Below are 22,097 nucleotides of genomic sequence, written 5' to 3' on the forward strand. Positions count from 1 at the left end.
GACAGTGGTGGTCCCGCCGCACCGGTGGATCCGAATTCCTGATCGGAGTGATGACTCATGTCCATGGCCACATCCACATCTGCCGGTACCCGCGCGGTCGTGGGAGAGCTGCTGGCTCGCATCGGCGAGGGCGATCCCGTACGTATCGCCGAGATGTACGCCGAGGGCGTCGACTGGAAGGTCGACTGGCCCGAGGGAGAGCACGGCCGGACCGCGACTCCGTGGATCCGCCACCGTTCCACCCGTGCGGACGCCGCCGCCCACTACCGCGAGCTGGGCGAACACCACGTGCCCGAAGACGTGGCGACCGAGATCGAGCGCATCCTCGTCGACGGCGACGACGCGGTCGTGCTCGGTGAGATCCGCCAGACCGCCCGTTCCACCGGCCGCGCCTACCGCGCCCGGTTCGCCCTGCACCTCACCGTCAAGGACGGTCTTGTCACCCGGCACCATGTCTACGAGGACAGCCTCGCCGTTGCTCAGGCGTTCGACCAGAAGGCGTGAGGTGAGCAGTCCCGGGGAAGCGGTCACCGCGCGGTCCGGGGCTGCTTGCGGGCGAGGACGTACGCCTGTGGGGTCCTCTCCGACTCCTCCGGCGCACGCGTCAGTCGGGCCACCTCCTCGAAGCCCGAGCGGTTCAGGAGGTCGGTGATCAGGTCCGGTGGGAAGCGGTGGACGTCCAGGGACAGGTCGTGGCCGTACGCGTGCTCCAGGTGTACGGAGTCGTCGCCCACCTTGTAGGCCAGGAGAAGGTGACCGCCCGGCGCCAGCACTCGGTTGAACTCCGTGAAGAACGCCGGGAGTTCGCGCGGCGGGGTGTGCACCAGGGAGTACCAGGCCAGGGCGCCGGCCAGGGTGGCGTCCGTGATGTCGAGGGCCGTCATCGTCCCCACCTCGAACCGCAGCCCGGGGTGGGACTTCCGGGCCACGGCGACCATCTGGGGTGACAGGTCGACACCGAACGCGTCCAGGCCCAGCCCGGCCAGATGCGCGGTCACCCGTCCAGGCCCGCAGCCGAGATCCCCGACCGGGCCGCCCCCTCCCCGCAGCACCCGCTCCGCGAACGCGCCCAGCATGGCCCGGTCGAAGATGTTCGTCGCCAAGTCGCCCCGGAGCAGCCGCTCGTAGTCGGCGGCCACGGTGTCGTACGACGCCTTGGTGGTGTGGAGGCGCGAGGTCTCGGTCATGGGGCCGGACCCTAACCGGCGCCACTGACACCGGCGTTCGGATCCCGCCAAGGCTGCCCGTGGCCCCCGTTCTGACGAGGCGTCAGGGGCGGTACACCGCGCCGGGTTCCGCCTTCCCCGGTGCGAGCAACTGGGGCACGGTCACGAACACATAGCCCCGTTCCTTGAGATCGTCGATGATGCCGGGGACCGCAGGCACCGTGCCCTTGTAGATGTCATGGAGCAGGATGATCCCGTCCCGCGACGCCTGATCCCGTACCCGCTTGCGGATCAGCTCGGAGTCGTTCGTCGTGTAGTCCTTGGCCGTGACGCTCCACAGCACCTCGGCGAGGCCCTGCTCGCGGGTGATCTTGTGCACCGTGTCGTTCGTACGGCCCTGGGGCGGGCGCATCAGCGTGGGCTTGTGGCCGGTGAGCTTCTCTATCGCGTCGTTGGGCTTCGTCAGCTCGTCGCGTATCGCCTGCGTCGAGATGTCGGTGAGTATCTTGTGGTCCCAGGTGTGGCTGGCCACTTCATGCCCCTCGGCTGCCATCCGCCGTACCAGTTCGGGGTACTTCTCGATGTGCCGCTTGCCGAGCAGGAAGAACGTGGCGGGGACCTGCTTCTCCTTGAGGATGTCGAGCAGCCGCGCGGAGTTCTCGCTGGGCCCCGCGTCGAAGGTCAGCGCGATGCACTTGGCCTTACGGCAGTCCACGGTCCCGAACTTGGCCGGCGCCCCCTTCGCGGCGTCCGCGCGGACGGTGGCGGGCGCGGTGGTGTGCAGCGTGGTGCACCCCGTGAGCGCCAGGGCCGTGGTGAGCAGAAGGGCCGCGGCAGGCAACCCGGCGGCGCGGTTGATCGTCTTCCCCGTCGAAAGCATGCGCGTGACTCTACATGCCGCCCTGCATACCGGGCGTGGGTGCATCAGTGCTGCTCAGACGGGTGCTAAGGGCGCTTTGGATGTGTCCCACCTAACAGGCCGGGCAGGCCCGGCGAGCGGGTGTGACCGACTCAGGTGAAGCGGGTGCGACCGACTCAGAGGTGTGCCGCGTGGTCCGGGACATACCTCTGCCGGTCGCGCGGCGGGCGCTCGTACCCCGTCGCCGGTGGGCGCGGCGGCAACTCCAGTACCGGTGGCCGCACCTCGTGATACGGCACGGATCCCAGCAGATGCGCGATCATGTTCAGGCGCGCCCGGCGCTTGTCGTCGCTCTCCACGACGTACCACGGCGCCTCGGGGATGTCGGTGTGCACCAGCATCGTGTCCTTGGCCCGGGAGTACGCCTCCCAGCGGGTGATCGACTCCAGGTCCATCGCGGACAGCTTCCACCGTCGTACCGGATCGGTCAGGCGCCGCTGGAACCGCTCCTGCTGCACGGCGTCGCTCACCGAGAACCAGTACTTGCGCAGCAGGATCCCGTCCTCCACCAGCATCCGCTCGAAGATCGGGCACTGGTGCAGGAAGCGCTCGTACTCGTCCTGCGTGCAGAAGTCCATCACGCGCTCGACCCCGGCCCGGTTGTACCAGCTCCGGTCGAACAGCACGATCTCCCCGGCGGACGGCAGATGCGCGATGTACCGCTGGAAGTACCACTGGCCGCGTTCGCGGTCGGTCGGCGTGGGCAGGGCCGCGATCCGGGCCACGCGCGGGCTGAGATGCTCCGTGACCCGCTTGATCGTACTGCCCTTGCCCGCCGCGTCCCGCCCTTCGAAGACGACGACCAGCCGGGCGCCCGTCGAGCGCACCCACTCCTGTAGCTTCACCAACTCCGTCTGGAGACGGAGCAGTTCACGCTCGTACAGCTTGCGCGGCAGGGTCGCCGCCTTCTTGCCGGCCATGTCGTCTCCCCGCGTCGATGACCCGCCTCGGAACCGTACGGAACGGACAGCAGCACCGTACTGACTTGTGACGGGCCGCGCACCCCGGACGGCGGCCGCACCGGGCCGTGTGCACAGGGCGGCGTCGAGGGCGCGCGGAGCGTCGGGCATCCTGAATAGGTTCAAGACATGGGGAGCAAGGTGAAGGAGCCGTGGTGACCGAGCGCTGGCAGGGGCGGCAGGACGGGACCCCCGGGGCGTCTCCGCAACTGCGGTTGGACGAGCTGCTGGACGGCCTCCAGGAGCAGGTCCAGCAGGTGCGGGCGGCCCGCGACAGGATGCGCCCGCTGCTGGACGCGGTCCTGGCCGTCGGCTCCGACCTCGACCTCGGCGTGGTGCTCCACCGCATCGTGGAGTCCGCCGCCACCCTGGTCGACGCCCGGTACGGGGCGCTCGGCGTGCTCGGCGACGACGGCACGATCAAGCAGTTCCTCACGGTCGGCATGGACGCGGAGACCATCGCCCGGATCGGACCGTATCCGCGCGGCGAGGGCATTCTCGGCCTGCTCATCCGCCATCCCGAGCCGCTGCGGCTGGCGAACCTCGCCGAGCATCCGGCGTCCGCGGGCTTCCCGCCGGGGCACCCGCCGATGACCAGCTTCCTCGGCACCCCGATCCAGGTGCGCGACCAGATGTTCGGCAACCTGTATCTGACCAACAAGCAGGGCGCCGCCCAGTTCGACGCCGACGACGAGGCGGTGCTGCGCACGCTCGCCGCGGCGGCCGGTGTCGCGATCGACAACGCCCGGCTCTACGACGACGCGCGCCGCAAGCAGCGCTGGCTGGCGGCGAGCGGCGAGCTGACGCGGGGGCTGCTGTCGGGCGGGAACCCCGGCGAGGTCCTGGAGTCCGTCGCCACCACCGTGCGCGAGCTGGCCGGCGCCGACCTGGTCACCCTCGCCGTACCGGTGGGTGACAGCGGCGAACTGGTCGTGGAGGTCGCCTCCGGCAAGCGGGCCGAAGCGCTGCGCGGCATGGTGCTGCCGGTCACCAACCTCGCCGCGAAGGTCTTCGCGTCCGGCGAGACGATCATCAGCGAGGCCGTCAGCACCGACCCGCGCATCGAGGCCGGCAGCGCCAAGGTGGCGGACGTGGTGGAGCTGGGCCCGGCCTTCTTCGTACCGCTCGGCACCCGCGACCATGTGCGCGGCGTCCTGCTGGTGGCGAACGTGCCCGGCGGACCCACGTTCCCGGAAGAGGTCGTCGACATGGTCACCGGGTTCGGCAACCAGGCGGCCCTGACGCTGGACGTCGCCGAGCACCGGCGCGACGCCGAACGCATGCTGGTCCTGCGGGACCGCGACCGGATCGCCCGCGATCTGCACGACCTGGTCATCCAGCGGCTCTTCGCCGGGGCGCTCTCGCTCCAGTCCACGCTGGGCCGGGTCGCCGACCGGCCCCAGGTGGGCGAGCGCATCGAGCGGGTCGTGGACGACCTCGACGACACGATCAAGGTCATCCGCTCCACGATCTACGCCCTGCGGGAGAGCGACCGGGCCCGGGGCAGCGGGCTGCGCGCCCGACTGGTCGCGGCCACCGACCGGGCCGCCGAGGCTCTCGGCTTCGCCCCCGCGCTCCGGATGACCGGCCTGCTCGACACCGGCGTTCCCGCCGACTACGCCGACCATCTGCTGGCCGTGCTCGGCGAGGCCCTGTCCAACGCGGCCCGCCACGCCCGCGCCACGTCGGTCGACGTGACCGTGGAGACGTCCGGTACGACGCTTCGCCTGCGCGTGGCCGACGACGGTCGGGGGATCGACCCCGTCGTCACCCGCCGCAGCGGCCTGGCCAATCTGCGCAGGCGCGCGGAGGACCTGGGCGGCACCTTCACCCTGGACGCGAACAGCCCGAGCGGCACCGTGGTCGAGTGGGTCGTCCCGCTGCCCGCGTCGTCGTGAACCCCCTTCCGCGGGCGGGGTGTTCGGCTACGGGCCGGGGTGCCGCTCGGCCGTGAGGTGCGCGGAGGCGCGCGGCGTGCGCCCGCCCTCGGGCCCGTAGCCGAACCGGACCAGCAGTTGGGGGAAGCACCGTCGCCTCGGGCCGCCGACCGCGGCTCTCAAGTCCGGCCACTCCATGACCTGATGCAGCATCGAGGTGCGCACGCCGTGCACGGTGGCCACCAGCAGGACACGCTCCAGCGCCTGCCCCGCCCGCAGCCAGTCCTCCGGGCGGTCGCGCAGGGTCCACAACAGGGCCACCTGCGCGTGCCGTTCGAAGCGCAGGGCCGGGCGCACACCGGGCAGCGGACCGGTGAAGTCCCGCATCGGTATCCGCCCGCTCGCCTCCCGCGGGCCCAGGGCGGTGACCGGAATTCCGTACGGGTCCCGGTCGTCGGGGGCGTTGACCCAGGTCCGGGCCTCGGCGGTACGGGCCGGGTGACAGGCGTTGCGCGCCTCGGCGGTGGCGGCGAGGCGCAGCAGCCGCCGGGTCCCGACGATGTCGGGGACGTCCAGCCGGGAGTGCTCGACCCGCGCGGCGGCGATCATCTCCGTCACGATGCGCTCCGGCACCGGGCGGCCGGTGAACGGCATCCGGCTGGTGTGGCGCCGTTCCACGGCCTCGTACAGCGCGCGGTACGACGGCTGCCCGCCCGGCTGGGCCGTCAGCCGTACGGTGGCCAGCAGATCGGGGTCGTCGCGGTCGGGGAGCAGGTCCACGACCGGAGCCCAGCCCAGATGCGCCGCGGCGACCCGGAGGTTGAAGACGGCGGCGCCCACGGACACATGCAGGGCGCGCCGCTCAGGATCAGCCAGCGGCAGGGGGCGCCTGCGGTCGGCGCGCACCTCGATCGCCCGGGTGACCGGGTCCATCCCGAACCGCCAGGGCTGGGTGTTGTGGATCGACGGTGCCGCGACCGCCGCGGACATCAAGGTCTCCAGGGCAGCCGCGTCGACTTCGGGCGTCTGCATGAGGGTTCCTTCATCGGATGCGCGGCGGGGCCATGCGTCCGGCCGCCCGAGAGCCAGGGCAGACGTGGCGGGCGGCCGGACGCTGATCTGACCGGAGGAGAACGGCCGTACCACCACGCGCCTGCCCTGGCCGGGACGGGGGACAGGACCGGGTCGGCGCTGGGTGCGGTCGTCCACGCGAGTACCTCCGGTTCGATCACCCTCAGCATGCCGCGCCGGGCCCGCCCGCGCCCTCTGCCGACCGGTCCCCGCACAGGGACCATTGGGCCCTGTCGCCGCGCGCCCGGCCGGGAACCAGGACTGCCGGGCGCGCGGTGACAGAGCTTGATCACCCCTTCCGTGCGCGGCCGCCTGCGCGCCTGCCCGGACCGCGGTGGCGGTGCAGCTCGATGGCCACCGGGGCGGCGGTGAAGACGGAGGAGTAGGTGCCGACCGCGAGACCGATCAGCAGGGCCAGGGCGAAGTCGGTCAGCGAGTCGCCGCCGAGCAGGGCCAGGGCGGTGAGGATGAACGCCGCGCCCATACCGGTGTTGACGGTGCGGGGCAGGGTCTGGATGACCGCCTGGTTGGTGACGCGTGCGAGCGGTGCCTTGGCGTCGCGGCGCCACAGTTCCCGGATGCGGTCGAAGACGACGACGGAGTCGTTGACCGAGTAGCCGATGACCGTGAGGACGGCGGCGAGGAACAGTCCGTCGATCGGCTTGCCCAGCCAGGCGAAGACGCCCGTGAGGATGAGGACGTCATGGGCCAGGGCGACGACCGCGGCGGTGCCGAACACCATACGGAACCGGGCGGCGAGATAGAGGAGTTGGGCGCCGAGGGCCACGGCGAGCGCGATGAGCGCGCCCTGGCGCAGCTCCTTGCCGAGGCTGGGCCCGATCAGCTCGTCGCGGACCTTCTCCGTCTTGCCTCCCAGGTCACGCACGGTGTCGGTGACCGTGGTCTCCTCGGCGTCGGTGAGCCGGTCGGTGCGTACGGTCAGACCGGTGTCCCCGGAGGACTGGACGACGGCCTGGGGGAATCCGGCGTCGGTGAGGGCGCCGCGGGCCCGGTCGGGGTCGACGGGGGTCGTGGTGGAGTACTCGATGAGCCGGCCCCCGGTGAACTCGACCCCGAACTCCAGGCCGCGGACCGCGATTCCGGAGGCCGCCAGGACGAGGACGACACCGGAGGCGGCCAGCCAGCGGCGCGGGCGCCGCATCAGGTCCGGGGCCCGCTGGTCGAGGCGGTCGCGGACCACGCCGGTGTGCGCGATGCCGGTGACCCGGGGGCGGCGGCGCAGCGCCGGGCGGGCCGCGGCGTACTCGGCGAGCACCCGCGTGATCACCAGCGCGCTGACCATGGACGCGAGGACGCCGATGCCGAGGGTGACACCGAAGCCGCGGACGGGCCCGGAGGCCAGGAAGAACAGCAGCCCGGCGGCGATCAGCGTGGTGATGTTGGAGTCGGCGATGGCGCTGAGGGCGTTGCGGAACCCGGCGGCCAGGGCCGAGCGCGGCGTGGGGCGATGGCGGGAGGCGTACTCCTCACGGGCGCGTTCGAAGACGAGCACGTTGGCGTCCACGGCCATGCCGATCGCCAGCACGAACCCGGCGAGGCCCGGCAGGGTCAGCGTCGCGCCGAGCACGGCGAGGGCGGCGTAGGAGATCAGGCCGTAGCAGGCCAGGGCCACGGTGGCGAGGACGCCCATGAGCCGGTAGACGGCGATGATGAACAGCGCGGTCAGCGCGGTGCCGAGGGCGGCGGCCCAGGCGCTCGCCGTGATGGCCTGCGCGCCGAGGGTCGGGCCGACGACGCGCTGTTCGACGGTCTCGACGGGTACGGGCAGCGCTCCGCCGCTGATGAGCAGGGCCAGTTCGCGGGCCTCCGTGTCGCTGAAGGCGCCGGTGATCTGGGTGGAGCCGCCCCCGATACCGGACCGGCAGGCGACGGACGGGTCGACCTGGGGCGAGGAGATGACGGTGTCGTCCAGCACGATGGCGACGCGGCGGGCGGGGGTGCCCGCCGGATGACAGGCGGCCTCCCCGGTCAGCCGGGCCCACCCGTCGCGTCCGGCGTTCCTGAAGTCGAGGGTGACATGCCATCCGGCACCGTTCTGCTGGTCGAACAGGGATTCGGCGCCCTTGACGTCCTTGCCGGTCAGCGAGGCGGCCTTCAGCCGCAGCAACTGGCCGGACTCGTCGGGCAGAACGCGTTCCCCGGTGCCCTTCGATTCGGCGCCCTTCGACGGGGAGTTGCCGTCGGCCTCGGTGCCCTTCGGCTGGGCTGTGTCATCGGCCTCGCCCAGCACCGAGTGGAAGGTGAGCTGGGCGGTGCGGCCGAGGACGTCGGCCGCCTGCTTCGGGTCCTGTACGCCGGGCAGTTCGACGATGATCCGGTTGCTGCCGGAGCGGACGATGGTGGGTTCGGCGACGCCGAGCGCGTCGACCCGGCCGCGCAGCACCTCGAGGGCGCGGTCGGTGGCCGCGCTGTCTGCGTCGGCGGTGGGGGTGGAGCGGGTCTCCAGGACGATCTGGGTACCGCCCCGCAGGTCGAGTCCGAGACGGACCGGCACGGCGAGGGCGGCGTACAACGACAGGGCGATCACGGCGAGAGCGAGCAGCGCTCTCACCCGTTGGGAACGGGTCAACAGGGGCCTCCAGCAGGGCACACCACGGCCGCGGCGGGGCGCGGCCGAAGAAGGGAAAGGGGGTGTCAGGTGCTGGACGGCGTGGGCGGTGCCCGCCCGCGGTCATGGGTGGTGTGCTCCGCGAGCGGAGGCGGCTGCTCGGCGGACGGGGGCGCCCGCAGGGGCTGCGCGGGGGTGGCGGTCGTGCCCCGGGGCAGGGTGACGACCTGACCGGGCGGTGCCGTGCGCTCGCCGAGGGGGTCGCGGTGGGCCCTGGCCCGGGTGGTGCAGGTGGTCGCGCACGCGTCGTCGGCGAAGGGCGTGGTGTCGTGCGCGTGGGCGACTGCGGCCACGGACACGGACATGGACGTACCGGTCGGCGCCGGGTCGGCGGGGGAGTGCCGCGCCGGGGTGCCGAGTACGGCGAACGCGGTGATGAGCGCGGTGACAAGCGCCAGCAGGACGGCGACCGGCGTACCGGTCGCCGCCCTGGCGGGACGTCCGCGGGCGGTGGGCGAGGCCTCGGCCATGGGTCAGGGCTCTATGAGGCCCGCGCGGATGGCATAGCGGGTCAGCTCCAGACGGTCGCGCAGCCCGAGCTTGTGCAGCAGGTTCGCCCGGTGGCGCTGGACGGTCTTGACGCTGATGACCAGGATCTCGGCGATCTCCTTGGACGAGTGGCCCTCGGCGACGAGCTTGAGGACCTCTTCCTCGCGGGCCGTCACGATCTGGTCGGGGGCCTCCTCACCGTGGCGGACGCGGTCGAGGTAGTTGCGGATCAGGGCGGTGACCGCGCCCGGGTAGAGGAAGGGCTCGTCGCGCATCGCGGCCCGGCAGGCGGCGACCAGGTCGCGGTCGGCGACCGACTTCAGGACGTAGCCGCAGGCGCCCGCCTTCAACGCCTGGAAGAAGTACTGCTCGTTGTCGTGCATCGTCAGCATCAGGATGCGCAGGCCCGGCTTGAGCGCGGCCAGTTCGCGGGTCGCCTGAAGCCCGGTCAGCCGGGGCATGGCGATGTCGAGGACGGCGAGGTCGATGTCATGGGTGCGGGCCATCTCTATGGCCTCCGCCCCGTCACCGGCCTCGGCGACCACCTCCAGATCCGGCTCCCGGTCCAGGATGAGCCGGACGCCGCGCCGTACCAGCGCGTGGTCGTCGGCCAGCAGGATACGGATCTTGGACGGGGCGGGCATGGTCACGGCTGCTTCCTGACTAGGGGCACGGTGAGCTGGATCCGGGTCCCGGTGGGGGACGCGGGGGTGATGTCGAGGGCGGCCCCGATGAGCAGGGCCCGTTCGCGCATGCCGCGGATCCCGGCACCCTCGCACGAGGCCACCGTCCCGCGGCCGTCGTCGCTCACGGCGAGGACCACCGCGCCGTCGGCGCGGCGCAGGCTCACCTCGACGCGTTCGGCGTCCGCGTGGCGGGCGACATTGGTCAGGCTCTCCTGCGCGACCCGGTAGAGCACCAGCTCCGTCTCCGGATCCAGCGTGGGCAGGTCGGCTTCGAAGCGGCGCACGACGCGCAGCCCGGTGTGGGCGGCGAAGTCGGTGGTGAGCGAGGTCAGGGCGCTGATCAGGCCGAGATCGTCCAGGACGCCCGGCCGCAGCCTGCGCACCAGTCGGCGGACCTCGTCCAGGCTCTCCCGGGTGATCTCCTGAACCTGCTGGAGTTCACCGCGCAGCGGTTCGTCCGCCTCGTCCGCCGACCGCTTGAGCGAGAGCAGGATCGCGGTCATGCTCTGGCCGACCTCGTCATGCAGCTCCTGAGCGATACGGCGCCGCTCGGCCTCCTGCGCGAGCAGCACGCGCGCGCTGCTCGCGGCCCGCTCGGTCTCCAGCCGGTCGAGCATGGCGTTGAAGGTACGGATCAGCTCGGCGACCTCGCCGTGCCCGCTGGCCGGGAGCCGCTGGCCGGGGCGCAGCAGGTCGACGGTCGTCATGAGCCGGGTGAGCCGGTCCAGCGGGGCCAGGCCGAACCGCAGCAGGGCCGCGTTGGCGACGAGCATGACGGCGAGACCGCCCACCAGGATGACCGCCTCGGTCAGCACGACCGGGACGGAGACGGTCACCGGAGCCCACAACAACAGCGCGGTCGCCGTGCCCAGCACCACCGCGTTGAGCCCGAAGATCCGCCAGAACAGGGACACCGGGGTACGCCTTCCTTTCCTGCCACGGTCTGCCTCAGCGCCGGTCGCGACCAGCCGCGCACCCCGGAAGCCGGGCGCGGGCGCTGAGCCACGGCCAAGCCTGCCCGCCGGTCCGCGCGCGGTCGATGGGATCTGTCCCCCATTTCCGCGAGCGCGCCCCACCCATCCGGCCACCCCGCGGCCACCGGATGGATCTCCCGTCCCCCGACAGATGGGTGCTGTGACCGATGGGTATTCGCCGCCGGATCGTCCAAGGTGAGAGCGGGGCCGAGCAGTCAGTCCCGCTGCGTCAACCGTAGCCGGACTGCTCGCGGCCCCGTCGACTTGCCCTGATATACGCACCGACTCTGAAGGATCCGCCATGTCGCTCGATACGTCCCGGACCGAACCGAGCCCCGAGCGTCCGACCGCCCATGAGGCCCGCCAGCGCCTCGAGCACGCCCGCAACGCACGGCTGACCCAGCTCCAGGCCCTCACCGAGAACGGCCGCTCCGCGGAGGACGACCTCATGTCGGCCCAGAAGGACGGCATCCAGGAGGTGCTCAAGGAGATCGACGAGGCCCTGGTCCGGGTCCAGGACGGTACGTACGGCACCTGCCTGGGCTGCTCCCGGCCGGTCCCGGCCGAACGCCTGGAGATCCTGCCGTACACGCGCTACTGCGTCTCGTGCCGGCGCCGCACCGCCTGAGTAACGCGAGCACCGCCTGAGCGTCGCCGTCCAGCCTTCCTGTCCCGCCCTGCCCGAGGGGTGAAGTGGTGAACCAGCAGATCATCGGGGACCGCAGTACGGTCCTGTCCGCCGAGGACCTCGCCATGCTCCGTGAGAGCCTGCACGAGCAGCGCCTGTTCCGTCGGGAGCAGCTCCACCAGATCACGGCCGCCGCCGCGACCGGTGAGGGGGAGCCGCCCGCGCGGCAGGACGCGGCGCAGCTCGAGGTGACCGTCAAGCTCGCCGCCTCCGCCCGTATGGTCCTCAGCGACGTGGAGGCGGCCCTCGAGCGGATGGCGGAGGGCCGCTACGGGTCCTGCCACCTGTGTCGGCGGCCCATATCCCGCGACCGTCTGATGATCGTGCCGCAGGCCCGCTACTGCGCCCGCTGCCAGCAGGTCAGGGAGGCCGGCCGGTGACCACGGCACCGCGTTCCCACCCCACGCCCGCCCGGCACAGACCCTGGCCGTTGTGCCGGCAGTGCAGCGGCGTCGCCCTCGACCTGGGCAGCGTCCGCACCCGCGCGTGGATCGCCGGCCGGGGACTGATCCTCGACGTGCCCACGGTGACGTCCCCGGCCACCGGCGCCGTCCACCCCGTACGGCGCGGGGCCATAGTCGACACCCCGGCGGCGGCCGTGATGCTCCAGGACCTCCTCGCCCGTCGGCTGTCCCGGATCGGCTCTCCCCTGGTCATCGTGGCCACGCCGGTACTGGACGGGGTCGCCTTCCGCAGCGAGGTGCGCACCGCGCTGGAGGTGCTGCGACCGCGTACGGTGCTGACCGTTCCCGCCGCCCGCGCCGTCGCCGCCGTCGCGGGTGTGGACCTGTCGTACCCCCTGCTCGTCGTGGACATAGGCGCGCACCTCACCGAGGTGGTCCTCCTCACGGACGGTTCGGTCGCCGACGCGCGCCGGACGATGCTGGGCACCAGCGACCTCACGGACACCACCTCGCACACGCAGATCACGGACGCCGTGGTCGGCATGGTGACCGCGATGGTGCGACAGGACCGCACCTCGCTCACGCTCGAAGCGCTGCGGCGCGGTGTCCTGCTGGCGGGCGGTGGTGCGCTCCGACCGGAGATCACCTACGGTCTCAGCGGCCGGTTGCACGCCCCGGTGAGGCCCGCGCCCGCCCCGCACACCGCCGCCGTACGAGGCGCCGCCACGCTCCTGGAAGCGGCTCATTCGCACCCCTCCACCACGGGCGCGGTCCGCACCGTCCTGCACCTGAACTAGTTCCGCACCCCCGTCCCCCCTCGTCCTCGCACGCGGGCAGCTTCCGGCTGCCCGCGCGCACCGTTTCGGCATACGAACGTCGGCATACGACATACGAGCTTCGGCATACGAGCTTCGGCATACGGAAGGAGAGATACGCCGTGGCCGGTGAGATCCCCCAGGCCCAGCCACCCCCCGAGGCAGCTCCGCGCACCCTGTGGTGGCGGTTCCGGCGTAACCCGCTGCGCCGCCGCACCGATCTGCTGCGCGCATGGAACGGCCTCGCCCTGCTGCTGGCCCTGCTGGTGGTGACCCCCACCGTCATGCTGCTGGTCGGCAACGCCGCGTACCACGATCTGCGACGGACCGCCGAGCACGACGCCCGGACGTCGCACCGCACCCCCGCGGTCCTCGAACACGACGCGCCCCGCCACCCGGAGCCGGGTTCCGACGAGGCGAACAAGGCGCTGTACCCGGTCACGGTCCGCTTCACCGCCCCGGACGGCCGCGCGCGCACCGCGAAGACCGGCGTCACACCGGGCCTGCCCGCGGGGAGCCGCGTCCACGTCTGGGTCACCGACGAAGGCACGCTCACCGAACCGCCGTTGACGAGGCGTCAGATCCGGGACAACGCCATCGGCTGGGCCCTCCTCGCCGCCATCGCGACGGCCCTCACCGGCGCGGGAGCGTACGGCGTGGTCCGCCGCGGACTGGAGCGGCGCGACCTCGCTGCCTGGGACTCGGCCTGGACCACGACGGCCCCGCGCTGGACCGCGCCCACGGAGCGCTAGAGCCGGGGCGGCGGGACTCTCGCCACAGGCTCTAGTGTGCGCGCCATGACGAAGCCGAGCCCCCGTGTCCGCCGTGCGGACCCCGCCGCCCCCGTCCTCACCACCCGCGCCCTCAACCGCGCCACCCTCGACCGTCAACTACTCCTGAAGCGCGCGCCGTTGTCGGCGAAGGCGGCGGTCGAACACCTCGTCGGGCTCCAGGCGCAGAACGTCAAGCCCCCGTACTACGCGCTGGCGGCCCGGCTCGACGGCTTCGCCCCGGAGCATCTCTCGCGGCTCATGGCCGACCGCGAGACCGTCCGTATCGTCACCCTGCGCTCCACCATCCACACCCACACCGCCGACGACTGCCTCACCCTGCGGCCGTGGGTGCAGGCCGCCCGTACCCGCGAACTCACCCACTTCCGCAAGGGACTTGCCGGGGTGGACCTGGACCGGCTGGCCACGCTCGCCCGTGAACGCGTCGAGACCGAGCCGCGCACCATGGCGCAGTTGCGCGAGGAGCTGCGCGTCGAGTGGCCGGACGCCGACCCAGGGTCCCTCGCCGTGGCCGCGCGCTGTCTGCTGCCCCTCGTCCAGGTCACCCCACGCGGTCTGTGGGGCCGCAGCGGTCAGGTCGCGCTCACCACGGCCGAGCACTGGCTGGGCCGCCCCGTCGCACCGGCCCTCGCCCCGGACACCGCCGTCCGGCGCTACCTCCGCGCGTTCGGCCCCGCCTCGGTCAAGGACATGCAGAACTGGTCGGGCCTCACCTGCCTGCGTGACGTATTCGACGGTCTGCGCCCGGAGTTGGTCACCTTCCGCGACGAGCATGGCCTCGAACTCTTCGACCTCCCGGACGCGCCCCGGCCCGACCCGGACACCCCGGCGCCGCCGCGCTTCCTGCCCGAGTTCGACAACCTCCTCCTCTCTCACGCCGACCGCTCCCGCGTCATACCTCCGCACCTCAAAGGCCGTAGCCGGCAAGGCAATCAGGCCTACCCCACGCTCCTGGTCGACGGGTTCCTCGCGGGCCTGTGGCGGCTCGCGGACGACACACTGACGATCGAGCCGTTCGGCACGCTCGGCGCGCGACAGCGCGGGGAGATCGTCGAGGAGGGGGAGCGCATGCTGGCGGCGACGACCGGTTCGCCGTCCGGCGGCATACGGTTCGGCACGGTGGCGACGGCCTGACGGCCCTGAACAGGGCCATGGATAGGGGGCGTTGCGGGCCGCTCGTGGAGGCTCGCAACGCCCCCTGGCTGGTGTGCTGCCGGTGGGGGGTCGCACGGGCGGGGGCCCACTCACGGAAGCCTTGGGGCCTGCCTTCCGTGTGCCCGTGCGAGCGGCACACGCATACGCTAGAAGCCGGAGCGGTCCCCTCCCAATGAGGGAACCCCCTAGCGGAAGCGGGCAGGGATAACCCTCGGTCTCCGCGCGTAAACCAGCCCAGGTGGCGGTCGGGTGAGGAATCAGCCAGAGCGGTGCCCGGCCGCCAGGCGCACGATGTCCACCCGCGAGCGGATGCCCAGCTTGCGGTAGACGCGGGTCAGGGTCGCCTCCACCGTCTTGACGCTGATGAACAGGCGGGCGGCGATCTCCCGGTTCGTCGCACCCTCCATGACCAGCGTGGAGACCTGCCGCTCCGTCGCGGCGAGCACGTCGAGCGCCGCGGGGGCCAGTCCTGGTTGCGGCGGTCCCGTCACCGCGGCCGTCTCCACCTGGCGCAGCCACGGCATCGCACGGCAGCGGCGGAAGAGCCGCGTCGCCTCGTCGTACGAGGACGGTCCCGGCCGCTGGGCCCGCAGATCCGCCAGCGCGTACGCCGCCCGCGCCTCCTCCAGACCGTGGCCCAGCTTGCCCAGTCGCTCCTGAGCATGCGTCAACTGGCGTATCGCGACGGCTGTTTCGCCCCGCGCCGCCCGGACCAGGGCCTGCGCCCGGTCCAGTACCGCGAGCACGCTCTCGCGCCCGAGCCGCAGTGCCCGGGTGCGCGTGGCGTCGATGACCTCCTGCGCCTCGGCCGGCTCCCCGACACGCACCAGCGCCTCGGCGAGGTCCCCGTGCCAGCGTCCGCGCGCCGGATCGGTGACCCCGAGGCCCTCCTCCAACTCCCGTACCCTGCGCAGCGATCGCACCGTCCCCGCCGCGTCCCCGGCCACCAGCCGGGCATGCCCGAGCGCGGCGAGCGCCCGGGACAGATAGAGCACGTCGCCGTCCTCCTCGGCGCGCGTCACGGCCTCCCGGGCCAGGGTCAGCGCCCGGTCCACCTCGCCGCCCGCGGCCTCGGCGAGCGAGGTGAGTGTGGCGCTCGCGGCCTCCCCGATCCCGGTGTCGCGCGCCAGCCCGAGGCTCTCGCGCGCCAACTCCAGGGCCCGCCCGCAGTGTCCGGCCCGCAACTCGGTCTCGGCGAGCCCGCGCAGGAAGTGTGTCTCGGCCTCGACGACCCCGCGCCGCCGCGCCTCGCGCAGCAACGCGCTGATCGTCTTGCGCGCCTCGGTCAACTGGTCGCCCATGATCAGCCAGCGGAACCGGGCGGCGCCCGCGCCGTTGTGGTCGCACGCCACGCGCGGGTCCTGCGGCTCCTTCAGCGCCCGTGCGATCGTCGCGGGCGCGTCCGGATGGCCCATCAGCGTCTCGGTCTGGGCCTGGAAGGCCAGCGCGAGCAGTTCGCCCCGCCGGTCGCCCGCGCGGGCCGCCAGATGCGCGGCGAGCGCCCCCTCCTGGCGGGCCCGCTCGAAGTCGCCCTCCACGATCACCGCGCGCCAGGCGAGTTGGTAGTGCACGAGGGCCAACAGCCGGGGATCGTCGCCCGCGTCGGCCAGCGCCTGCGGGAAGACCGCGTCGACCTCGGCCATGGCATGCCCGGCCGCGTCGATCACGACCATCCACGCCCGTACCCGGTCCGACGGTTCGGCCGCGCTCGCCAGCACCTCGTGGGCGATGTCCCGCGCGAGGTCGGTCTCCCCGGCGGTCAGCGCGTCCTCGGCCGCCCGCAACCGCGGCTCGTGCGGCCCGGGTTCGGCGTCCACGGGGGTGTGCCGGGCCGCGAGCAGTTCGAGCCCGGCGGCCACCGACGGCGCGCCCCGGTCCCGGGCGACGGCCGCGGCCTCGGCGAGCCGCGCCGCCACCCGGGGGTCCGTCCCGGTCGACGACAGCGCGAAGTGCCGGGCCCGCTCGATCGGGTCGGAGACCGCCGTGGACAGCGCCGCGTGCACCGTACGCCGCTCCTGCGCGCCCGCCTCGGCGTACAGGGCGGCCGAGACCAGCGGATGGACGAACCGGACGACGCCGGGCGCGTCCCGCTCCGTCACCACCAGCCCCAGCGCGGTGGCCTGCGCGATCTCCGCCTCCGCGTTCTCCCGGCCCGCCGTGTGCAGCAGCGCCACGGTGGGCCGTGCCCCCGCGCTCGCCACGAGCAGCGTGCGGCGCGCGTCCTCGGGCAGCGCCTCCAGACGGCCGCGGACCAGCGCGCGCAGGGACGTCGGTACGGGCAGCGGCTCGCCAGGGCTCGGCGGCGTCGGGCTCTCGGCGAGAGCGCGGCCCAACTCCAGCGCGAACAGCGGATTGCCGCCACTGGAGCGGTGGATGTCGCGGACCGTGGAGCGGGGCAGCCCGGTGTGGCCGCGGTGGTGGAGAAGCTGCGCGATCTGCGCGCGCGAGAGCGGGCCGACCTTGACCGGCAGCGTGTCCGGCGGGGTCGCGCTCAGACAGCGCTCGTGGATCTGCGCCTGCGGCTCGGTGTGCGTACGCACCGCGCACAGCATCTGTACGGGCGTACCGCCGAGGCGCCGCGCGGCGAAGCCGAGCAGTTCGACACTGGCCGGATCCAGCCACTGGAAGTCGTCGGCGACAATCAGCACCGGGCCGCTCGCGGCGAGCGCCCGCAGCGTCGAGAGCACCGCGAGACGCAGCGCGAGTCCGTCCCGTTGCAGCGTGGACTCCCCGCGGCCGGTGAGCGCGGACTCCAGGGCGGTGCGCTGCGGCGCGGGCAGCCGGTCGGCGACCTCGTCCAGCACCTGGCCGAGCAGGTCGGCCAGGGCCAGGAAGGGAAGATGGGATTCGGACTCGGTCGCCGAGCAGCGCAGGACCGTACGCACCGTTTCGCCGTATTCCGTGCTCAGCGCGCGCAACACGGTCGACTTCCCTGTCCCCGCCGGGCCGTGCACCAGCACACTGCCGCCACCGGCGAGTTGCTCGCGCGCTCCCGCCAGCAACTCCTCCCGGCCGATGACCAGATCGGAGCGGGGTCTCACAGGCTCCTTGAAGTCCCGGCGCACGGTCACCGCTCCCTCCGCGTGTCGTCTCCTGGGGACTATTAGGCACCTGGTGACGGAATTCGGCCAGACTATGGTGAGGCAGATAACAGGGACGTGGCACAAGGGAATTCGGCGTGGCGTCCGGTGAACGGCGAGCCGTCGACGCGGAGGAGCGCGGAGCGGGTCTACGGCAGGAGACCGGCCCGGCGTGCGGCGACCACCGCCTCGCCTCTCGTGTGTGTGCCCAACTTCCGCATGGCGGACCGCAGATACCCCTTCACGGTCTCCGGGCGCAGCCCCAGCCGCTGCGCGGTCGCCGCGTTCGTCGAGCCGCCCGCCACACAGGACAGGACGTCCACCTCGCGCGGCGCCAGCTCCACCGCGTGTGCCGAGGGCTCGGAGGCGGTCGCGCCCGCCAACCGCCCGCACACCTGGAGGAGTTCGGCCCGTACCACCGGATCGTGCACGCGCTGGGCCAGCGCCCGCAGCGCGCCATGGGCCTCACGGACCTGCTCCCAGGCCGCGCCGGACGGCCCGGCGGGCTCGCGCGCCGCGGCCAGCAGGGACTGTGCCTCGTCCCGGACGACCAGCGCCTGCTCCACGTCCCGCGCCGCCTCCACGGCCGCGCTGAGCGTGCGGTCACCCAGCGGCTGGGCCGTCCGCAGCGCCCCGTACAGCACCGCGCGCACCCGTCGGCGGACGACCACCGGCACCGCGAGCACCGACTTGACGCCCTCGGTCGCCACCGCCAGGTCGTACTCATGGCTGATGTGCCGCGAGGTCGAGTAGTCCGTCACCGCGCAGGGCCGGACCAGTACGGCCGCCTTGCCGCCCAGGCCGTTGCCGGTGGCGACGGCCAGCGCGCTGAACGCCGACGTCGTGGTCCCGCTCAGTTCGCTGATCCGGATCTGGGGCCGCCCCGGCTCCACCAGACCCCCGAAGGCGACCGGCAGCCCCGTCACCCGCCGCAGCCGCACCAGCGCGCCCCGCACCATCACCGTCTCGGCTGCGTCTGCCACGTGCCCGCCCCCTTGTCGCGGCGCACCCCCGTTCGGGGGTGGTGAGATCTACATCACGGATTACACGATGTGAGGTAGCTGTCCGGCAAGGAGGACGACACATGACAGCGAACACCGACCCCGCGCCCGCGTTCCGGGCCGCGCGGGACTTCCTGCTCGCGCACCGGGAGGACTACGCGACGGCGTACGCGGGCTTCCAGTGGCCGCGACCGGAGCACTTCAACTGGGCGCTCGACTGGTTCGACGTCATGGCACAGGGCAACGACCGCACCGCGCTGCACATCGTCGAGGAGGACGGCGGCGAGACACGGCTGTCCTTCGCCGAACTGTCCCGGCGCTCGAACCAGGCCGCCAACTGGCTGCGCGAGCACGGCGTGTGCGCCGAGGACCGGGTGCTCGTCATGCTCGGCAACCAGGCCGAGCTGTGGGTGACCGCGCTGGCCGCGATGAAGCTGCGCGCGGTGGTCATCCCGGCCACCCCGCTGCTCGGCCCCGCCGATCTGCGCGACCGGGTCGAGCGCGGCCGGGTCCGGCATGTGCTCGTACGCGCCGAGGACATGGGCAAGTTCGCCGAGGTACCCGGGGACTACACCCGGATCGCCGTCGGCGGCGCGGACGGCGACTGGCAGCGGTTCGAGGACATGGACGCGGCGTCCGAGCTGTTCACGCCCGACGGCCCCACACTGGCCGACGACCCGCTGATGCTCTACTTCACCTCGGGCACCACCGCGCGCCCCAAGCTGGTCGAGCACACCCAAGTCTCCTACCCCATCGGCCACTTGTCGACCATGTACTGGATCGGCCTGAAGCCCGGGGACGTCCACCTCAACATCTCCTCGCCGGGCTGGGCCAAGCACGCCTGGTCCAACCTGTTCGCCCCGTGGAACGCCGAGGCGACCGTGTTCATCCACAACTACACGCGCTTCGACGCGAGTCGGCTGATGGCCGAGATGGACCGGGCCGGTGTGACCACGTTCTGCGCCCCACCGACCGTATGGCGCATGCTCATCCAGGCCGACCTCACCCAACTGCGCACCCCGCCCCGCGAGGCCGTCGCCGCCGGTGAGCCGCTCAACCCCGAGGTCATCGAACAGGTGCGGCGCGCCTGGGGCGTGACCATCCGGGACGGCTTCGGCCAGACCGAGACGGCCGTACAGATCTCCAACAGCCCCGGACAGCCGCTGAAGACGGGCTCGATGGGCCGCCCCAGCCCCGGCTTCCGTATCGAACTGCTGGACCCGGTGACGGGCGCGCCCGGCGCGGGCGAGGGCGAGATCGCCCTGGACCTGGCGTCGCGGCCCGTCGGTCTGATGGCCGGCTACCACGGCGACGCCGACCGCACGGCCGAGTCCATGGCGGGCGGCTACTACCGTACGGGCGACATCGGTTCGCGGGACGAGAACGGATACATCACCTACGTCGGGCGGGCCGACGACGTCTTCAAGGCCTCCGACTACAAGATCTCGCCCTTCGAGCTGGAGAGCGTGCTGCTCGAACACGAGGCGGTGGCCGAGGCGGCCGTCGTGCCCGCGCCGGACGAGCTGCGGCTCGCCGTCCCGAAGGCGTACATCGTGCTCGCCGCGGGCTGGGAGCCCGGACCGGACACCGCGAAGATCCTCTTCGACCACTCGCGGGCGACCCTGGCCCCGTACAAGCGCCTGCGCCGCCTGGAGTTCGGCGACCTGCCCAAGACCATCTCCGGCAAGATCCGCCGGATCGAACTGCGCGAGGCCACGGCCGCCGGGTCCACGGCGGAGTACCGCGAGGAGGACTTCCGGTGACCGCACCGTCGTACGCCCACGGGACCAGCACCACCCCGCTGCTCGGCGACACCATCGGCGCCAACCTCGGCCGTGCGGTCGCCGCGTACCCGGACCGTGACGCGCTGGTGGACGTGGCCTCCGGACGCCGCTGGACCTACGCCGAGTTCGGCGCCGCCGTCGACGAGCTGGCGCGCGGGCTGCTCGCCAAGGGGGTGCGCACGGGCGACCGCGTCGGCATCTGGGCGATCAACTGCCCCGAGTGGGTACTGATCCAGTACGCCACCGCCCGGATCGGCGCGATCATGGTGAACATCAACCCCGCCTATCGCGCCCATGAGTTGGCGTATGTGCTGAAGCAGTCCGGTATCTCGCTGCTGGTCGCCTCGCTCTCCCACAAGACGAGCGACTATCGCGCGCTGGTCGACCAAGTGCGCGGCGGGTGCCCCGAGGTGCGCGAGGTCGCGTACATAGGCGATCCGTCCTGGGACGCGCTCACGGCGGCCGGAGCCGCTGTCTCACAGGAGCAACTGCTCGCTGTGGCAGCGGAGTTGAGCTGTGACGACCCGGTCAACATCCAGTACACCTCGGGCACCACGGGCTTCCCGAAGGGCGCCACCCTCTCCCACCACAACATCCTCAACAACGGCTACTGGGTGGGCCGTACGGTCAACTACACCGAGCAGGACCGGGTGTGCCTGCCCGTCCCCTTCTACCACTGCTTCGGCATGGTGATGGGCAACCTCGCCATCACCTCGCACGGGGCGTGCATCGTCATCCCGGCGCCGTCCTTCGACGCGGCGGCCTCGCTGCGGGCGGTGGAACAGGAGCGCTGTACCTCCCTGTACGGCGTACCGACCATGTTCATCGCCGAGTTGAACCTCCCCGACTTCGCGAGCTACGACCTCTCCTCCCTGCGGACCGGCATCATGGCGGGCTCGCCGTGCCCGGTCGAGGTGATGAAGCGAGTGATGGCCGAGATGCACATGGAGGAGGTGTCCATCTGCTACGGCATGACGGAGACCTCACCCGTCTCGCTCCAGACCCGCCGGGACGACGACCTGGAGCACCGCACGGCGACGGTCGGCCGGGTCCTGCCGCACCTCGAGGTGAAGATCGTCGACCCGGCGACCGGGGTCACCCTGCCGCGAGGCTCGGCGGGCGAGCTGCGCACCCGCGGCTACAGCGTGATGCTCGGCTACTGGAACGAGCCCGAGAAGAGCGCGGAGGCCGTCGACTCCGGGCGCTGGATGCACACCGGCGACCTGGCGAAGATGCGCGAGGACGGCTACGTCGAGATCGTCGGCCGGATCAAGGACATGATCATCCGCGGTGGCGAGAACATCTACCCGCGCGAGATCGAGGAGTTCCTGTACGCGCATCCGAAGATCGCCGACGTCCAGGTGGTCGGCGTGCCCCATGAGCGCTACGGCGAGGAGGTCCTGGCCTGCGTGGTCCCGCGCGACGCGGCCGACGCGCCGACGCTGGAGGAACTGCGGGACTTCTGCGCGGAGCAGCTCGCGCACTACAAGATCCCCAGCAGGCTCCAGATCCTGGACACCTTCCCGATGACCGTGTCGGGCAAGGTACGCAAGATCGAACTGCGGGAGCGGTACGCGGACCGTTAGCGTCCGTCTGTTCTCCGGTGGCC

The 22,097-nt window shown here is 72.4% G+C and carries 19 protein-coding genes; 9 read left to right on the top strand and 10 right to left on the bottom strand.

All coding sequences use genetic code 11. The features are described from left to right. The first annotated feature begins 63 nt into the window (after positions 1-63). Positions 64-504, top strand: a complete 441-nt coding sequence (locus tag ACZ60T_RS18710; protein WP_469666864.1) for a nuclear transport factor 2 family protein — start codon at positions 64-66, stop codon at positions 502-504. A 23-nt stretch (positions 505-527) separates the two neighbouring features. Here the strand turns inward: ACZ60T_RS18710 and ACZ60T_RS18715 are convergent, their stop codons facing one another. From ACZ60T_RS18715 to ppk2, 3 genes are all read right to left on the bottom strand, one after another. Beyond that, on the bottom strand, positions 528-1,187 hold the full coding sequence (locus ACZ60T_RS18715; RefSeq protein ID WP_469666865.1) for a class I SAM-dependent DNA methyltransferase: 660 nt from the start codon (positions 1,185-1,187) through the stop codon (positions 528-530). An 82-nt stretch (positions 1,188-1,269) separates the two neighbouring features. Next, positions 1,270-2,046: a polysaccharide deacetylase family protein gene (locus tag ACZ60T_RS18720; protein WP_365623317.1), complete on the bottom strand. Its 777-nt coding sequence runs from the start codon at positions 2,044-2,046 to the stop codon at positions 1,270-1,272. 155 nt (positions 2,047-2,201) lie between these two features. Then, positions 2,202-3,005 (bottom strand): polyphosphate kinase 2, encoded by an 804-nt coding sequence (gene ppk2, locus ACZ60T_RS18725; protein ID WP_365623315.1) that lies wholly within the window; start codon positions 3,003-3,005, stop codon positions 2,202-2,204. 194 nt (positions 3,006-3,199) lie between these two features. Between ppk2 and ACZ60T_RS18730 the strand changes: the two genes are divergently transcribed. Continuing rightward, the gene (locus ACZ60T_RS18730; RefSeq protein ID WP_469666866.1) at positions 3,200-4,942 is read left to right on the top strand and encodes a GAF domain-containing sensor histidine kinase; all 1,743 of its coding nucleotides are present in this window, start codon (positions 3,200-3,202) and stop codon (positions 4,940-4,942) included. 27 nt (positions 4,943-4,969) lie between these two features. Here the strand turns inward: ACZ60T_RS18730 and ACZ60T_RS18735 are convergent, their stop codons facing one another. The 5 genes from ACZ60T_RS18735 to ACZ60T_RS18755 all read right to left on the bottom strand — a co-directional run bounded on the left by ACZ60T_RS18735 (position 4,970) and on the right by ACZ60T_RS18755 (position 10,710). After that, complete coding sequence (locus ACZ60T_RS18735; RefSeq protein ID WP_365623311.1) at positions 4,970-5,953, bottom strand: Acg family FMN-binding oxidoreductase; 984 nt, start codon at positions 5,951-5,953, stop codon at positions 4,970-4,972. A 328-nt stretch (positions 5,954-6,281) separates the two neighbouring features. Next, positions 6,282-8,582 carry a protein translocase subunit SecD gene (secD, locus tag ACZ60T_RS18740; protein WP_469666867.1) on the bottom strand — a complete coding sequence of 767 codons (2,301 nt, stop codon included), beginning with the start codon at positions 8,580-8,582 and terminating at the stop codon, positions 6,282-6,284. Between the two features lie 65 nt (positions 8,583-8,647). Continuing rightward, positions 8,648-9,091 (bottom strand): hypothetical protein, encoded by a 444-nt coding sequence (locus tag ACZ60T_RS18745; RefSeq protein ID WP_469666868.1) that lies wholly within the window; start codon positions 9,089-9,091, stop codon positions 8,648-8,650. Positions 9,092-9,094: 3 nt separating this feature from the next. Next, complete coding sequence (locus tag ACZ60T_RS18750; RefSeq protein ID WP_252428563.1) at positions 9,095-9,754, bottom strand: response regulator; 660 nt, start codon at positions 9,752-9,754, stop codon at positions 9,095-9,097. Between the two features lie 2 nt (positions 9,755-9,756). Further along, a complete protein-coding gene (locus tag ACZ60T_RS18755) occupies positions 9,757-10,710 on the bottom strand; it encodes a HAMP domain-containing sensor histidine kinase (protein ID WP_365623305.1) in 954 nt (317 codons plus the stop codon). A 361-nt stretch (positions 10,711-11,071) separates the two neighbouring features. Here ACZ60T_RS18755 and ACZ60T_RS18760 point away from each other — a divergent pair, with 361 nt between their 5' ends. From ACZ60T_RS18760 to ACZ60T_RS18780, 5 genes are all read left to right on the top strand, one after another. Further along, positions 11,072-11,398, top strand: coding sequence for a TraR/DksA family transcriptional regulator (locus ACZ60T_RS18760; RefSeq protein WP_252428543.1), 327 nt, complete (start codon positions 11,072-11,074; stop codon positions 11,396-11,398). A gap of 65 nt (positions 11,399-11,463) precedes the next feature. Further along, positions 11,464-11,838, top strand: coding sequence for a TraR/DksA family transcriptional regulator (locus ACZ60T_RS18765; protein WP_469666870.1), 375 nt, complete (start codon positions 11,464-11,466; stop codon positions 11,836-11,838). Beyond that, positions 11,835-12,659, top strand: a complete 825-nt coding sequence (locus tag ACZ60T_RS18770) for a rod shape-determining protein (RefSeq protein WP_469666872.1) — start codon at positions 11,835-11,837, stop codon at positions 12,657-12,659. The genes ACZ60T_RS18765 and ACZ60T_RS18770 overlap by 4 nt, the downstream gene beginning before the upstream one ends. Positions 12,660-12,799: 140 nt before the next feature. Further along, positions 12,800-13,429: an Rv1733c family protein gene (locus ACZ60T_RS18775; protein ID WP_469666874.1), complete on the top strand. Its 630-nt coding sequence runs from the start codon at positions 12,800-12,802 to the stop codon at positions 13,427-13,429. Between the two features lie 45 nt (positions 13,430-13,474). Then, on the top strand, positions 13,475-14,602 hold the full coding sequence (locus ACZ60T_RS18780) for a winged helix DNA-binding domain-containing protein (protein ID WP_469666875.1): 1,128 nt from the start codon (positions 13,475-13,477) through the stop codon (positions 14,600-14,602). A 278-nt stretch (positions 14,603-14,880) separates the two neighbouring features. On the opposite strand, the gene ACZ60T_RS18785 is transcribed toward ACZ60T_RS18780, so the two are convergent. After that, complete coding sequence (locus ACZ60T_RS18785; protein ID WP_469666877.1) at positions 14,881-17,694, bottom strand: helix-turn-helix transcriptional regulator; 2,814 nt, start codon at positions 17,692-17,694, stop codon at positions 14,881-14,883. Positions 17,695-17,852: 158 nt separating this feature from the next. Next, positions 17,853-18,662 (bottom strand): helix-turn-helix transcriptional regulator, encoded by an 810-nt coding sequence (locus ACZ60T_RS18790; RefSeq protein ID WP_469666973.1) that lies wholly within the window; start codon positions 18,660-18,662, stop codon positions 17,853-17,855. A 125-nt stretch (positions 18,663-18,787) separates the two neighbouring features. On the opposite strand from ACZ60T_RS18790, the gene ACZ60T_RS18795 reads away from it, so the two are divergent. Both ACZ60T_RS18795 and ACZ60T_RS18800 read left to right on the top strand, forming a co-directional pair. Beyond that, positions 18,788-20,467: an AMP-binding protein gene (locus ACZ60T_RS18795; protein WP_469666878.1), complete on the top strand. Its 1,680-nt coding sequence runs from the start codon at positions 18,788-18,790 to the stop codon at positions 20,465-20,467. After that, positions 20,464-22,074 carry an AMP-binding protein gene (locus ACZ60T_RS18800; RefSeq protein ID WP_469666880.1) on the top strand — a complete coding sequence of 537 codons (1,611 nt, stop codon included), beginning with the start codon at positions 20,464-20,466 and terminating at the stop codon, positions 22,072-22,074. The genes ACZ60T_RS18795 and ACZ60T_RS18800 overlap by 4 nt, the downstream gene beginning before the upstream one ends. Positions 22,075-22,097: the final 23 nt, after the last annotated feature.

It is taken from the genome of Streptomyces sp. NPDC104371 (genome assembly GCF_055583785.1).